Source organism: Saccharothrix sp. HUAS TT1, assembly GCF_040744945.1.
In the GTDB taxonomy this organism is placed as follows: domain Bacteria; phylum Actinomycetota; class Actinomycetes; order Mycobacteriales; family Pseudonocardiaceae; genus Actinosynnema.
In genome coordinates this window covers 1,497,412-1,511,595 of record NZ_CP160453.1, presented here as the reverse complement: position 1 = coordinate 1,511,595, position 14,184 = coordinate 1,497,412, and the positions used below count along the sequence as shown (strand labels likewise).

The 14,184-nt window shown below is 72.0% G+C and carries 14 protein-coding genes; 12 read left to right on the top strand and 2 right to left on the bottom strand.

Features of this window, described 5'->3' with window-relative positions; translation table 11 throughout:
- The first annotated feature begins 142 nt into the window (after nucleotides 1-142).
- The 9 genes from AB0F89_RS07445 (at nucleotide 143) to AB0F89_RS07405 (ending at nucleotide 10,305) form a co-directional block, all read left to right on the top strand.
- Nucleotides 143-661 carry an NUDIX hydrolase gene (locus AB0F89_RS07445; protein ID WP_367133900.1) on the top strand — a complete coding sequence of 173 codons (519 nt, stop codon included), beginning with the start codon at nucleotides 143-145 and terminating at the stop codon, nucleotides 659-661.
- On the top strand, nucleotides 658-2,919 hold the full coding sequence (locus AB0F89_RS07440; RefSeq protein ID WP_367133898.1) for a DUF6049 family protein: 2,262 nt from the start codon (nucleotides 658-660) through the stop codon (nucleotides 2,917-2,919). The genes AB0F89_RS07445 and AB0F89_RS07440 overlap by 4 nt, the downstream gene beginning before the upstream one ends.
- Entirely contained in the window at nucleotides 2,916-4,550 is a 1,635-nt protein-coding gene (gene murJ / locus AB0F89_RS07435) for a murein biosynthesis integral membrane protein MurJ (protein ID WP_367133896.1), read from the top strand. Before AB0F89_RS07440 ends, murJ begins: the two co-directional genes overlap by 4 nt.
- Before the next feature lie 37 nt (nucleotides 4,551-4,587).
- Nucleotides 4,588-6,117, top strand: coding sequence for a protein kinase family protein (locus tag AB0F89_RS07430; RefSeq protein ID WP_367133894.1), 1,530 nt, complete (start codon nucleotides 4,588-4,590; stop codon nucleotides 6,115-6,117).
- A 49-nt stretch (nucleotides 6,118-6,166) separates the two neighbouring features.
- Nucleotides 6,167-6,784: an RNA polymerase sigma factor SigM gene (gene sigM, locus AB0F89_RS07425; protein WP_367133892.1), complete on the top strand. Its 618-nt coding sequence runs from the start codon at nucleotides 6,167-6,169 to the stop codon at nucleotides 6,782-6,784.
- A complete protein-coding gene (locus AB0F89_RS07420; RefSeq protein ID WP_367133890.1) occupies nucleotides 6,781-7,527 on the top strand; it encodes a hypothetical protein in 747 nt (248 codons plus the stop codon). The genes sigM and AB0F89_RS07420 overlap by 4 nt, the downstream gene beginning before the upstream one ends.
- Nucleotides 7,528-7,643: 116 nt before the next feature.
- Nucleotides 7,644-8,636: a thioredoxin-disulfide reductase gene (trxB, locus tag AB0F89_RS07415; protein WP_367133888.1), complete on the top strand. Its 993-nt coding sequence runs from the start codon at nucleotides 7,644-7,646 to the stop codon at nucleotides 8,634-8,636.
- A 28-nt stretch (nucleotides 8,637-8,664) separates the two neighbouring features.
- Nucleotides 8,665-8,991: a thioredoxin gene (trxA, locus tag AB0F89_RS07410; protein WP_367133886.1), complete on the top strand. Its 327-nt coding sequence runs from the start codon at nucleotides 8,665-8,667 to the stop codon at nucleotides 8,989-8,991.
- Between the two features lie 171 nt (nucleotides 8,992-9,162).
- Entirely contained in the window at nucleotides 9,163-10,305 is a 1,143-nt protein-coding gene (locus tag AB0F89_RS07405; RefSeq protein WP_367133884.1) for an N-acetylmuramoyl-L-alanine amidase, read from the top strand.
- A gap of 11 nt (nucleotides 10,306-10,316) precedes the next feature.
- Here the strand turns inward: AB0F89_RS07405 and AB0F89_RS07400 are convergent, their stop codons facing one another.
- A complete protein-coding gene (locus AB0F89_RS07400; RefSeq protein ID WP_367133882.1) occupies nucleotides 10,317-10,541 on the bottom strand; it encodes a hypothetical protein in 225 nt (74 codons plus the stop codon).
- A gap of 40 nt (nucleotides 10,542-10,581) precedes the next feature.
- Here AB0F89_RS07400 and AB0F89_RS07395 point away from each other — a divergent pair, with 40 nt between their 5' ends.
- Nucleotides 10,582-11,001 carry a hypothetical protein gene (locus AB0F89_RS07395; RefSeq protein WP_367133880.1) on the top strand — a complete coding sequence of 140 codons (420 nt, stop codon included), beginning with the start codon at nucleotides 10,582-10,584 and terminating at the stop codon, nucleotides 10,999-11,001.
- Nucleotides 11,002-11,005: 4 nt separating this feature from the next.
- Here the strand turns inward: AB0F89_RS07395 and AB0F89_RS07390 are convergent, their stop codons facing one another.
- Nucleotides 11,006-11,638 (bottom strand): GNAT family N-acetyltransferase, encoded by a 633-nt coding sequence (locus AB0F89_RS07390; protein WP_367133878.1) that lies wholly within the window; start codon nucleotides 11,636-11,638, stop codon nucleotides 11,006-11,008.
- Nucleotides 11,639-11,783: 145 nt separating this feature from the next.
- Between AB0F89_RS07390 and AB0F89_RS07385 the strand changes: the two genes are divergently transcribed.
- Nucleotides 11,784-13,100 (top strand): PLP-dependent aminotransferase family protein, encoded by a 1,317-nt coding sequence (locus AB0F89_RS07385; protein WP_367133876.1) that lies wholly within the window; start codon nucleotides 11,784-11,786, stop codon nucleotides 13,098-13,100.
- Nucleotides 13,101-13,114: 14 nt separating this feature from the next.
- Nucleotides 13,115-14,059, top strand: a complete 945-nt coding sequence (locus tag AB0F89_RS07380) for a D-alanine--D-alanine ligase (RefSeq protein WP_367133874.1) — start codon at nucleotides 13,115-13,117, stop codon at nucleotides 14,057-14,059.
- Nucleotides 14,060-14,184: the final 125 nt, after the last annotated feature.

The window sequence follows — 14,184 nt, the reverse complement described above, 5'->3', positions numbered from 1 at the left end:
GGGTCCGGACACGAGGAGCCAGCCTACTGGTCGCCGGCGCGCGGCCCGAACGACTTGCGCTGACGGGGCGCCGGAAGTTGATCACCACTCGCTACCTGCCGGTCACGTCCCGTAATCGCTGGTCGCCACTACCATCAGGGCCATGCCCCAGTCGTCCGGTCGCTCCGGCGGTCCCAAGCCGAGGCGCCGGAACCGGCGTCGCGGTCGCCGGCTGAAGACCGTCGACGAGACGTCGGCGGGCGGGTTGGTGCTGGACTTCGAGCGGCGCGCCGCCGCGGTCATCGGGCGGCTGGACCGCCGCGGCCGGCTGCTGTGGTCGCTGCCCAAGGGCCACATCGAGGCCGGTGAGACCGCTGAGCAGACCGCGGTGCGCGAGGTCGCCGAGGAGACCGGTATTCATAGCAGGGTGCTGCGCCCGCTCGGCTCGATCGACTACTGGTTCGTCGCCGAGGACCGGCGGGTGCACAAGACCGTCCACCACTTCCTGCTGGAGGCGCTGGGCGGCGAGCTTTCCGACGAAGACGTGGAGGTCACCGAGGTGGCGTGGGTGCCCCTTGGCGAACTGGACGACCGGCTCGCCTACGCGGACGAGCGTCGACTGGTGCGCCGCGCCGCCGAACTGCTCTCCGAGTACCAGACGGACGGAGCGGAGTCGGCGTGAAACGGCTGCTGTCCGCACTAGCGGCGGCGGGGATCCTCCTCGTGACGACGGCGTCCGCGGCGCCCGCGGCCCCGGCCGACGGCGGCAGGCTGCCCGTCCGCCCGGCGCCCGCGACGCAGGTGTGGTCCACCAGGGCGCTGTCCGGCCAGCCCGGCCAGCAGTCGCAGGTCTGGCTGCGCCTGGACGTCGAGGAGATGACGCCCCGGGTCGTCACGTCGGACGTGCCCGACGAGATCACCATCTCCGGCAAGGTCGTCAACATCGGCGACCGGCGGCTCGACGACATCGAGCTGCGCCTGGAGCGCGGCGACCCCATGACCAGCGAGGAAGAGGTCCGCAAGGCGCTGCGCGAGCCGACCGACGCCGAGGTCGTGCAGCCGAGCTTCACCCCCGTCGCCGAGCGCCTGGAGCGGGGCGAGTCGAAGCCGTTCCGGCTCACCGTCCCCCTGCGCGGCGCCGGGCCCACGTCGCTGCAGATCACCGAACCGGGCATCTACCCGATCCTGGCCAACATCAACGGCGTGCCGGAGTACGGCGGCCGGGCCAGGCTGGCCGCGCTGAGCACCCTGCTGCCGGTGCTCGCGGTGCCCGGCGGGCAGGCGGCGACGCCACCCGCGAACCCGGCCAAGCTCACCGTGCTGTGGCCGCTGGCCGACCGGCCGCGGCTGGTCGGCGTCGGCCCGACCGTGCTCACCGACGACGAGCTGGCCGGTTCGGTGGCCATGGGCGGGCGGCTGTACGGCCTGCTGACGGCCTACTCGTCGGCGTTGGAGGGCCCGCTGTCGACCAGCGTGTGCCTCGCCGTCGACCCGGACCTGCTGCGCACGGTCGCCGCGATGAGCGAGGGCTACGAGGTGCGCGGCCAGGGCGAGGGCAAGGGCCGCAGCGGCGCCGAGCTGTGGCTGGCCCGGCTGCGCCTGCTGACCGCCGGGCGGTGCGTGATCGCGCTGCCGGACGCGGACGCCGACCTCGTCGCGCTGTCCCGCGCCGACCTGACCGGGCTCCGCGAGATCGCGCTCGACGGCGCCGCCGTCGTCCGCGAAGTGCTCGGCGTCCAGCCCACCCAGGGCCTGACCTGGCCCGAGGACGGCGTCCTCGACCAGCGGACGCTGACCGGCCTGACCGGGCAGGGCGTCACGTCCCTGGTGATCGACCAGGCGGCGGTCGCCGGCACCCCCGGCACCGGGCCGGTCCGGTTCGACGTGGCCGAGAGCGCGCCGGTCACCGCCGTGCGCATCGACGGCATGGTGTCCGACGCGCTGGGCGGCGCGGCCGAGGCGCGGCCGGTCGCGGGCGTGAGCACGCCGAGCGAGACGCGACCGGTGTCGGTGCAGAACGCGCTGGCCGCGCTCACCTTCCGGGCCGGGTTCCAGAGCACCGGCCAGCACGTGGTCGTCGCGCCACCGCGCCGGTGGAACGCGCCGACCGGTGAGGTCGACAAGCTGCTGCGCACGACGGAGTCCCTGGTCGCGAACGGGTTCGTGAGCGCCGTCGGCCTCGGGTCGCTGCTGACGGCTCCCCCGGAGCAGGCGGCGACGTTGAGCTACCCGATCGAGGCGGGCGCGCGCGAGGTGCCGCCGCCGATCACCGCCGCGGTCTCCGACGCGTGGTTGCGGTTGCACCACCTGTCCGAGGCGATGAGCCAGCCGGACGCGGCGTCCGCCGAGCCGGGCGACCTGGTCGACCCGCTGCGGATGAGCCTGCTGCGGTCGGTGTCCGGCGCGTGGCGCGGCGACGAGGACGGCGCGCAGGCCGCGCTGTCGATCGGCCGCGAGCAGATCGCCGCGCTCCAGGGCCAGGTCACGGTGACCGAGCCGAACAGCCCGATCCTGCTCGGCTCCGGCGACAGCCCGATCCCGCTGTCCATCAAGAACCGGCTGGACGTGCGGGTCACGGTCCGGATCGTGATCGAGGACACGCCCGGCATCGTGACCAAGGAGCTGTCCGACATCGAGCTGCCCGCGCGCGGCGACCGCCTGGTGCGGGTGCCGGTCGAGGTGCTGCGGTCCGGCCGGTTCCCGGTGCACGTCCGGCTGGTCACCACCAACGGGGTCGAACTGGGTGAACGGGCCCGGCTGGAGGTGTCGTCCTCGGCGTACGGGACGATCACCGTCGTCATCACCTGCCTGGCCGGCGCCGCGCTGGTGCTGCTGTCCGCCCGGCGGATCTACCGCCGGGTGAAGGCGGCGCGCGCCACCGTCCAGGTGCCGAACGACGCGAGTGGGGTCACGCCGCCGGAGAGGTCGAGCACGAGTTGAGCGGAACAACCACGGTGACGCAGGAGCAGCAGCCGCAGGGCCCGTCGCTGGCGCGGGCCAGCGGCTCGATGGCCGTCGCCACGATCGTCAGCCGCGCTTCCGGACTGCTGTCCAAGCTGCTGCTGATCACGATCATCGGCGTCGACGTGCTCAACGACTCCTACCAGGTCGCCACCACGCTGCCGACGATGATCAACGAGCTGCTGCTCGGCGGGGTGCTGACCAGCGTGGCCATCCCGCTGCTGGTGCGCGCCGAGAAGGAGGACGGCGACGGCGGCGAGGCGTACGCGCAGTGGATGATCACGATGTCCGCGGTGGTGCTCGGCATCGGCACGGTCATCGCGGTCGCCTGCGCGCCGCTGCTGACGGCGCTGTTCATCGACTCCTCGAACGCCAAGCCCGAGCTGGTCACCGCGTTCGCGTACCTGGTGCTGCCGGGCATCGTCTTCTACGGGCTGTCCGCGCTGATCAGCGCGGTGCTCAACACCCGGCACGTGTTCGGCCTGCCCACCTGGGCGCCGGTGCTGAACAACCTCGTGGTGATCGTCACGCTGGTCGTGTACTGGCTGGTGCCGGGCGAGATCTCGATCGACCCGGTGCGGATGGGCGAGCCGAAGCTGCTGGTCCTCGGCCTCGGCACGATGCTCGGCGTGGCGCTGCAGGCGTCCGTGCTGGTGCCCGCGCTGCGCCGGACCGGCTTCCGGTTCCGCTGGCGGTGGGGCTGGGACCGGCGGCTGTCGGAGTTCGGCGGCCTGGCGTTCTGGGTGCTGCTGTACGTGGCGCTCGGCTTCGTCAGCATGGTGGTGCTGACCAAGGTCGCCACCCACGACCGGGGCGCGATCACGGTCTACAACATGCAGTGGCTGATCGCCCAGGTGCCCTACGGGGTGCTCGGCGTGTCGCTGCTGACGGCGCTGATGCCGAAGATGAGCCGCGCGGCGGCGGCCGACGACAAGGACGGGCTGGTCGGCGACCTGTCGCTGGGCAACCGGATGTCGTCGATCCTGCTGATGCCGTTCAGCGCGCTGATGACGGTCGCGGGCATCCCGATCGGCCTCGCGCTGTTCTCGTTCGGCAACTCGGGCGTCGAGGGCGGCGAGAAGATCGGCACGGCGCTCGCGCTGTCCGCGTTCGGCCTGGTGCCCTACGCGATCACGCTGCTGCAGCTGCGGGTGTTCTACGCGTTGAAGGACGCCCGGACGCCGACGATCATCCAGGCGATCATCGTGGTGGTGCGGATCGGCCTGCTGTACGGGTTCCTGGCCGTCTCGCCGCCGGACAAGCTCGCGGTCGGCGTGTCGATCGCGATGTCGCTGAGCTTCGTGGTCGGCGCGCTGGTCGGCCAGCTGTGGCTGCGGTTCCGGCTCGGCCGGCTGCGCACCGGCTACACCGCGTGGACGATCTGCCTGACCGTGGTGGCGTCCGCGATCGCGTTCGGCGCGGCGACCGGCCTGGCGTGGCTCGCCGTCCGCCTGTTGGGAATCGAGTCCCGCGTGGTGGGCGCTTGGGTCGAGGTCGTGATCCAGGCGGTCGTCGGGTTGCCGCTGAGCTTCCTGCTGCTGGCCCTGTTCCGGGTGCCGGAAGTGAAGCCCGCGATCGCCAAGATCAGTCGTTTGGTGGGTCGTCGGTGACGCATGTGGCGCGGCGCGGTCACGTACCCTCGGCCCCGTGAGCAGTGGCCCGATCCACAACACCTCGCTGGTCCCCGGCGGGGTGATCGGCGACGGCCGGTACCGGCTGCTCGCGCAGTCCGGTGTGGACCGCAGGTGCGACGCGCACCTGTGGCGGGCCAGGGACGGCCAGCTGAACCGGGACGTGGCGCTGACCGTGCTGGTGGGCAACCCGGCCGACCACACCGCCGCCGCGCGCGCCAAGCGGACCGCGGAACGCGCGATGCACGCGTCCAGCTTCACCCACCCGGGTGTTTCCCGGGTGATCGACGTGCTGACCCCCGGGGCCGGGATCAAGCCGGACGAGGGCATCCTCGCGGTGATCGTGGCCGAGTGGACCCAGGGCACCGACCTGATGGACCTGATCGCCGAGGGCCCGCTGCCCGCGGGCGCGGCGACGCGCCTGCTGGAACCGCTCGGCGCGGCGATCGAGGGCGCGCACCACGCCGGCCTGGTGCTCGGCGCGGACCACCCGCAGCGCATCCGGGTGACGTCCGACGGCCGGCTGCGGCTGGCGTTCCCCGGCCCGCGGCCGGAGGCCATCGCCCGGGACGACGTCAAGGGCCTCGGCGCGATCCTGTACCTGCTGCTCACCGGCAAGTGGGCGCTGCCGAACGGCCCGGACGGCGTGCCCGTCGCGCCGACGGCGCCGGACGGCTCGGTGCTCGCGCCGAGCGCGCTGCACCCGCACGTGCCGCACGAGCTGTCGTCGGTCGCGGTGCGCAGCCTGGAGGACACCAGCGTCGGCGGCATCCGCACCAGCGCCGCGATCCTGCAGGTGCTGGACCAGATCTCCCAGTCCGAGGCGCAGACCGCGCTGATCCGCCCGGTGCCCGACGACCAGGCGGACGACGGCGCGGTGTGGACCACCCAGCGCCCGGTCCGCGACAAGGGCCGCAAGCGCAAGCTGCTGATCAGCGTGGCGGTGCTCGCGGTGGCGACGCTGGCCGTGATCATCTGGCTGGGCGTGCAGATCGTCAGCTTCTTCAGCGACGAGCCCTCGCGCGGTGGCGGTCCGACGGTGGTGATCGGCCAGTCGAACGCGCCGGGGGAGAGCGGCCAGCCCGCGCCGCCCGCGCCGCAGCCCGCCGGTCCCGTGCAGCCCGCGTCGGTCGGCGTGTACGACGTGACCAACCAGCCGGACAACGCGAACCGGGCCAGCCGGGCGGCGGACAACAACCCGACCACGGTGTGGCAGACCGAGAACTACTTCGAGCCGTTCCCGGCGCTGAAGCCGGGCATCGGTCTGATGGCGGGCTTCGCCGAGCCGGTGAAGCTGTCGTCGGTGACCATCACCTCGCCGAGCGAGGGCACGGTGGTGGAGATCCGGGTGGCCGGGGCGCCGGGCTCGCCGCTGCCGGAGACGAAGGTCATCGCGACCGCGACCCTGTCGCCGGGGCAGACCCAGATCCAGCTCGGCGACCACGAGCCGACCCAGCACGTGCTGGTGTGGATCACCAAGCTGGCGGGCGGCGGCAAGAACAACCGCTCCGAGATCGCGGAGCTCGTCTACACCCGCGCGCAGTAGCCCTCAGGTCCCGGTCCGGGCCTCGGCGCGCGCCCGCTAGGCTCCCGGCGTGACCGCCGCAGCCAGCTCGGACGCAGACCTCATCGCGGCGCACGCCGCGGGTGACCCGCACGCCTTCGCCGAGCTGGTGCGCCGGCACCGGGACCGCCTGTGGGCCGTCGCGCTGCGCACGCTGCGAGACCCGGAGGAGGCCGCGGACGCGCTCCAGGAGGCGTTCATCTCGGCCTTCCGGGCGGCGGCCGGCTTCCGCGCCGAGTCCCAGGTCACCACCTGGCTGCACCGAATAGTGGTGAACGCCTGCCTGGACCGGATGCGCAGACGACAAACCAGGCCGACGGTGCCGCTGCCCGAGGCGGGCCCCGGCGAGCCGGTGGCGCCCCGGGACGCGATGGCCGAGCGGGAGACCCGCCTGGTGGTCCAGGCGGCCCTCAACGAGCTGCCGGAGGAGCAGCGCGCGCCGATCGTGCTGGTCGACGTGGAGGGCTACTCGGTGGCCGAAACGGCGCAGATGCTGGGCATCGCGGAGGGCACGGTCAAGTCGCGGTGCGCCCGCGGGCGGGCCAAGCTCGCCAAAGTTCTGGGGCACCTCCGGAACCAGGGTGCAGATGCGAACGTCCCACTGAACGATGTGCAGGTGCAACAGGGACGTCAGTTGGAGGAACGATGACCGGCAATGCGCGGCGTTCGGGGCCGCCGTGGTCCGTCGACCTGCTGGCTGACCTGCACGCCGGGGCGTTGGACCCGCGGACCGAGGCCGAGCTGCGGCCGCTGGTCGAGAACGACCCGGAGGCCAGGGAGGTCCTGGCCGCCCTCGACGCGACCCTCGCCGACCTGCACGACCTGCCGCCGATCCCCATGCCCCGCCACGTCGCCGACCGGATCGACGCCGCCCTCGCCGAGGAGGCGCGCCCGACCGCGCCGGTGGTCGACTTCGCGCGGGCCAAGGCCCGTCGCGCCAAGCGCCTCGGCTGGGGCGCCGGGCTGCTCGCGGCGGCCGCGGTCGCCGTCGGCGTCGCCGTGGTGGCGATCCCGCGGGACGACGCGGCCGACGACGGCGGCATGGCGCAGCCCGACCAGACCTCGACGCCCGCCACCGGCAGCGCCGCGCCGCCCGGGATGCCCGCGGTGCGCGGCGAGAACTACGGCCCGGTGTTCGGCGACGTGCTCAAGGCCCAGAACTACGGGCCGCTGGAGAACCAGGACAAGCTGGCCGACTGCCTGCGCGGCGCCAACATCTCCGCGGGCAAGCCGCTCGGGGTCAGCCCCATCACGCTGGACGACAAGCCGGCCGTGATGGCGATCCTGCCCGCGGGCGCGCCCGGGGCGTACCGGATCGTGGTGGTCGACCCCCGGACCTGCGGTCCGGACAACCCGGACGGGGTGCTGGCGAACAGCACGATCGAGCCCTAGCACGGCCGGGTAGCCCAACTCACCGCGGCGGTGCGGAATTACCGCACCCTACGATCCGTTGTGCGAAGAGCCGGGCCGGGTGATCCGGGCCCGGGAGCGACTAACGGAGGTCGAGGGTGTCGGACGTTCGGAACCTGATCGTCGTGGGATCGGGGCCCGCCGGGTACACCGCGGCGGTCTACGCGGCACGTGCCCAGCTCGAACCGCTGGTGTTCGAGGGCTCGCAGTACGGCGGCGCGCTGATGACCACGACCGAAGTCGAGAACTACCCCGGTTTCCGGGACGGCGTCATGGGCCCCGACCTCATGGAGCAGATGCGCGAGCAGGCCAAGCGCTTCGGCGCCGAGCTGCGCGCCGAGGACGTCGACGGCCTGGAGCTGGACGGCCCGGTGAAGTACGTCACCGCCAACGGCCGGCGGTACGCCGCTCGTGCGGTGGTGCTGGCCATGGGCGCGGCGGCGCGCTACCTGCACGTCCCCGGTGAGCAGGAACTGCTCGGCCGCGGCGTGTCGTCCTGCGCGACCTGCGACGGCTTCTTCTTCCGCGACCACGACATCGCGGTGATCGGCGGCGGCGACTCGGCGATGGAGGAGGCGACGTTCCTGACCAAGTTCGCCCGGTCCGTCACGATCATCCACCGCCGCGAGGAGTTCCGCGCCTCCAAGATCATGCTGGAGCGCGCGCGGGGCAACGAGAAGATCAAGTGGCTGCTCAACGCCGAGGTGGTCGAAGTCCTCGGCGAGGGCTCGGTGTCCGGCGTGAAGACCCGCGACACCCGCACCGGCGAGGTGACCGAGCACCCGTTCACCGGCTTCTTCGTCGCCATCGGCCACGACCCGCGCAGCGAGCTGGTCAAGGGCCAGGTCGAGGTGGACGGCGAGGGCTACGTCCAGGTCGTCGGCCGGACCACCCACACGAACGTGGACGGCGTGTTCGCCGCGGGCGACCTCGTCGACCACACCTACCGCCAGGCGATCACCGCCGCCGGCTCGGGCTGCGCCGCCGCGATCGACGCGGAGCGCTGGCTCGCCGAGCACGGGACCACGGAGGCCGCCGTCACCGCCGAGCACGTCGGCGGCGGCTACGGCGAGCCCGTCACCACCAGCTGAACCCACTTTTTCGCGAGGAGAACACGACATGGCAGGCTCCACCGTGGTCACGTCCGCCAAGACGTTCACCGATGACGTCCTGACCAGCGACAAGCCCGTGCTGGTCGACTTCTGGGCCACCTGGTGCGGCCCGTGCAAGATGGTCGCCCCGGTGCTTGAGGAGATCGCCGCCGAGCACTCCGAGAAGATCACCGTCGCGAAGCTCGACATCGACGCCAACCCGTCCATCGCCCGGGACTACCAGATCATGTCGGTGCCGACCATGATCCTGTTCCAGGGCGGCAAGCCGGTGAAGCAGATCGTGGGCGCCAAGCCGAAGGCCGCGCTGCTCAACGACCTCTCCGACGTGCTCTGAGCACACCCACCCGAGTGACCCGTCCGTCTGCAGAAGAGACGGGCGGGTCACTCGTTCGTGGAATAACGACCACTCCGAGTAGCCCCGTCCGTGGCACCGGCGCGAGCAAGGCACAATAGGGCCGTCAAGTTCGCGTCGATGGATGTCGACGCCTTAGTGAGCGAGGGGTGCATGCTGCTACTCCGCCGCGGGGATTTCGGTCCGGACGTCGCCGAGGTCAGGGCAACGCTGACGAAGCTCGGTCTGCTGTCCGATCCGCAGCCGTCCCAGGTGTTCGACCTGCCGGTCGAGCACGCGGTGCGCGCGTTCCAGCAGCAGCGGGGGCTCATCACCGACGGGATCGTCGGCCCCGCCACCTACCGCGCGCTGCGCGACGCCACCTTCCGGCTCGGCGACCGCCCGCTCGCGTTCCTGATGGCGCAGCCGGTGACCGGTGACGACGTGTCCGCGCTGCAGGAGCGGCTGCTGGAGCTCGGCTACGACGCCGGGCGGGCCAACGGCGAGTTCGGCCAGCAGACCGAGCAGGCGCTGCGCAGCTTCCAGCGCGACTACGGCCTGATCGTGGACGGCATGTGCGGTCCCGACACGGTGCGCGCGCTGCGCCAGCTCCAGCCCAAGGTGCGCGGCGGCCGACCGGTGTTCCTGCGCGAGCAGGAACGCGTCCGGCGGGCCGGGCCGAGGCTGTCCGGCAAGCGGATCATCATCGACCCGGGCCACGGCGGCGACGACCGCGGCGTGGTGGTCGACGGCGTGGCCGAGGCCGACGTGATGCTGGACCTGGCCAGGCTGCTGGAGGGCAAGATGGCCGCCACCGGCATGGAGGCCCTGCTCACCCGCGGGCCCAACCACAACCCGGACGAGGGGGAGCGGGCGCGGTTCGCCAACGAGGCGGGCGCCGACCTGATCCTCTCGCTGCACGCCGACGGCAACTCCTCGCCGCTGGCGTCCGGGGTGGCGACGTTCCACTTCGGGACGGGCAACGGCACGTCGTCCACGGTCGGCGAGGCGCTGGCCGGGTTCATCCAGCGCGAGATCGCGGCGCGGACCGGGATGCTGGACTGCCGCACCCACCCGAAGACCTGGGACATGCTGCGGATGACCCGCTGCACGGCGGTCCGGGTGGAGGTCGGCTACCTGACCAACGCGGGGGACCGGCAGCGGCTGGCGAACCCGTCGTTCCGCGACGTCGTGGCCGAGGGCATCCTGGTCGCGGTGAAGCGCCTGTACCTGCTGGGCAAGGACGACCAGCCGACCGGCACGTTCACCATGGACGACCTGCTGCGGCACGAGGTGGCCACCGGCAAGCTCCGCTGACCGCCGGTCGGCTACCAGTCCGCGACCACGTCCAGCACGTCCAGCAGCGCGTCCTCGTCGTCCGCGCGGTTCTGGGCACGCAGGTCGAGCGCCAGGTCCGTCAGCTCGTCGACCAGGCGCTCGGCCGGGACGCCCTGGGCCTGCCAGCCGTCGAGCAGTGTGCGAATCTTCTCGAAGTCGCGCGATCCCTCGATGATCGCGAGTACCTCGCGCTGGATCTCCACCCCCACGTCCACGAGTCGATCTTATTGGCCGGCCGAGCCGGTGAGGAGCAAGATGGAGTTCTACCGCCTCGAACCCGAGGTCGCCGGTGCGCTGGGCGAGGGAACCGTCATCGACGCGGCCGCGCACCCGCCGCGCATCGAGGCCGTGCACTACGAGATCACCGACTGGGCCGGTGACGACCTGGTCGAAGCCTTCCCGGTCTACCTGGTGACCGACGACCTGGCCGACACGCTGGTCGACAGCGGCCTGGACGCGTTCCGGGTGCGCCGGGCCACCATCACCCTCTCCGACGAGGCCACGGAGATGCTGGAGGGCCGGGAGCTGCCGACGTTCCACTGGCTGGAGGTCACCGGTCAGGCGGGCGTGGACGACCTCGGCGTCACCGACCAGGGGCAGCTCGTGGTCAGCGAGCAGGCGCTGGACCTCATGCAGGGCGGCACGCTGGAGAACTGCGAGATCGACCGCTTCTAGCCCGTCAGACGGGCTTGAAGCTCGGCTCCGCGGTCGACACCGTCACCGAGTTGAGCAGCTGCTCCAGCGCCGCCTCCACGTCTTCCTTCCAGGAGGACGCGCTGCGCAGCTCGAGTCGCAGCCGCGGCCACCGCGGGTGCGGTCGCACGGTCTTGAAGCCGACCTGGAGCAGGAAGTCGGCCGGCGTGACGCAGCTCGGCCCGTCGTCGGGCGACCGGTTGTCGCCGAACGCCTCGATCGCCTTCACGCCGCGCCGGGTGAGGTCCTTGGCCACGGTCTGCACCAGCACCCGCGCCAGCCCGCCACCGCGGAACTCGGGCAGCACCTCAAGGCCCGTCATCAGCACCGCGTCGGCGCTGACCGGAGACGTGGGGAAGGCCAGCGACCTGGGCACGGCCGCGGGCGGCGCGTAGAACACGGACCCGGCGGGAATGCCGTCGGCGTAGACGATCCGGCCGCAGGAGCCCCACTCCAGCAGCACGCTGGAGACCCAGGCCTCCTTCTCGAACTCGGTGTCGCCGAACTCCTCGGCCTGCTCCTTCAGGTGCGGAGCGAGCTCCCAGAACACGCACGTCCGGCTGTGCTTGGAGAGGTGTTCCAGGTTGTCCAAGGTGACGCCCACGGCACGACGCGACACCCGAACCTCCAAGCCCCCGACACATCCTCCTCCGAGGATAGGCGGATGTGACCCCCGCCCGGAAGGCAGATGCCCCGAACGGGACGGCCGTTACACTCGGGCGGGAACAAACCCGCCGGTAAACAGCCCACCTACGGAGTTTCCCGTGAACCTACCCGGACAGCCCCCGAAGCAGGGAGCCAGAAGCCTCGACCCCCACCTGCGCAGGTACGCGGCGCGCACGGCGGGCATGACGGCGTCGGAGATCCGGGCGCTCTTCGCGGTGGCGAGCCGGCCTGAGGTGGTGTCCCTGGCGGGAGGGATGCCCCACCTGGCAGCACTGCCGCTGGACTCCCTCAGCGCCGAGGTGGCCGACGTCGTGGCCACGGAGGGCCTGGTCGCCCTCCAGTACGGCAGCGCGCACGGCGTCCCCGAGCTGCGCGAGCAGATCTGCGACGTGATGGCGCTGGAGGGCATCAACGCCCACCCGGACGACGTCGTGGTGACCGTCGGCTCCCAGATGGGCCTGGACATGGTCACCCGGATCTTCTGCGACCCCGGTGACGTCGTGCTGGCCGAGGGCCCGTCGTACGTGGGCGCGCTCGGCTCGTTCGCCGCCTACCAGGCCCAGGTCGTGCACGTCGGCATGGACGCCGACGGCCTGGTGCCGGAAGCCCTCCGCGAGGCCATCGCCTCCGTCGAGCGGTCCGGCGGGCGGATCAAGTTCCTCTACACGATCCCGAACTTCCACAACCCGGCCGGCGTGACGCTCGCCGTCCAGCGCCGCGCCGAGGTGCTGGACATCTGCCGCGCGCACGGCATCCTCGTGGTCGAGGACAACCCGTACGGCCTCCTGGGCTTCGACGGCGCCACCTACCCGGCGCTGCGGTCGACCGACCCGGACAACGTCGTCTACCTGGGCTCGTTCTCCAAGACCTTCGCCGCCGGCCTCCGCGTCGGCTGGGTCCTCGCGCCCCACGCCGTCCGCGAGAAGCTGGTGCTGGCCGCCGAGTCGGCCACCTTGTGCCCGCCGACGCTCAACCAGCTGATCGTGTCGCGCTACCTGTCGACGCACGACTGGAAGGGCCAGATCAAGACCTACCGCGAGGCCTACCGGGACCGGCGCGACGCCGCGATCTCCGCCCTCGAACAGCACATGCCGGTTGGTTCCACGTGGAACAAGCCGACCGGCGGGTTCTACGTCTGGGTGACCGCCCCGGAGGGCGTCGACACCAAGGCCATGCTGCCGCGCGCGATCACCCAGCGGGTGGCCTACGCGTCCGGCACCGGTTTCTACGCCGACGGCCTCGGCAGCCGCCAGCTCCGGATCTCGTACTGCTACCCGACGCCCGAGCGCATCCGCGAAGGGGTGCGGCGGCTCGCCAACGTCATCAAGGACGAGATGGAGCTGCACGAGACGTTCGGCCCCACGGTCGGCCGCGCCGTCTCCGGTCCGCACAGCCCATCGCCCGACACCGCTTGATTCAGGAGCACAAGTTGTCCAACCGCTGGGTCGCAGTCCTGTCCGGGGGCCTTTCGCACGAGCGGGAGGTGTCCCTGCGATCCGGCCGCAGGCTCTCCGCCGCCCTCCGCTCGGTCGGCCTGGTCGTGGAGGAGTGGGACGCCGACGGCAACCTGCTCACCAAGCTCAAGGAGCACCGCCCCGACGCCGTCGTCGTCGCCCTGCACGGCGGCGAGGGCGAGAACGGCTCGGTGCAGACCGTCCTGGAGCTGGTGGGCGTGCCGTTCGTCGGCACGGACTCCCGGGCGTGCCGACGCGCGTGGGACAAGCCGACCGCCAAGGCCGAACTGGCGAGGGCGGGCCTGTCCACCCCGGAGTGGGCCGTCCTGCCCCACGCGACCTTCCGCGAACTGGGCGCCCAACCGGTCCTGGACGCCATGGTCGACCGCCTGGGCCTGCCCCTGATGCTCAAGCCCGACCAGGGCGGCTCCGCACTGGGCGCCCAGGTGGTCCGCGACGCCGCCCAACTACCGGCCGCCATGGTCGGTTGCCTGGCCTACGGCGACACCGTCCTCGCGGAGCGGTTCGTGGAGGGCGTCGAAGTCGCCGTAGCCGTCGTGGACGGTCCCGACGGCCCCTACGCCCTACCCCCGGTGGAAATCGTCCCGGAGAACGGCATCTACGACTACACCGCCCGCTACACCGCCGGCCTGACCGACTTCCACGCCCCCGCGCGCCTGGACGAGAAGTCGGCCCAGGCCGTCGGCGAACTCGCCGTCTCCGCCCACCGCCTGCTGGGCCTGCGCGACGTCTCCCGAACCGACGCCATCGTGGCCACCGACGGCACCGTCCACTTCCTCGAAGTGAACTCGTCCCCGGGCCTGACCGAAACCTCACTCCTGCCCATGGCCGTCGAGGCAGCAGGCAAATCCCTAGGCGAAATCTACGCGGCTCTGATCGAACGCGCCGTCTCCCGCTAACCCTCAACACCACTGACGGCCCGTGTCCGCTAGGACACGGGCCGTAATCATCACCGTGACATAAGACCCTGGGGTGATCCCTTGCAGCCCCAACGAGTCCGTTTTGCCCGTTTCAACAACCCACC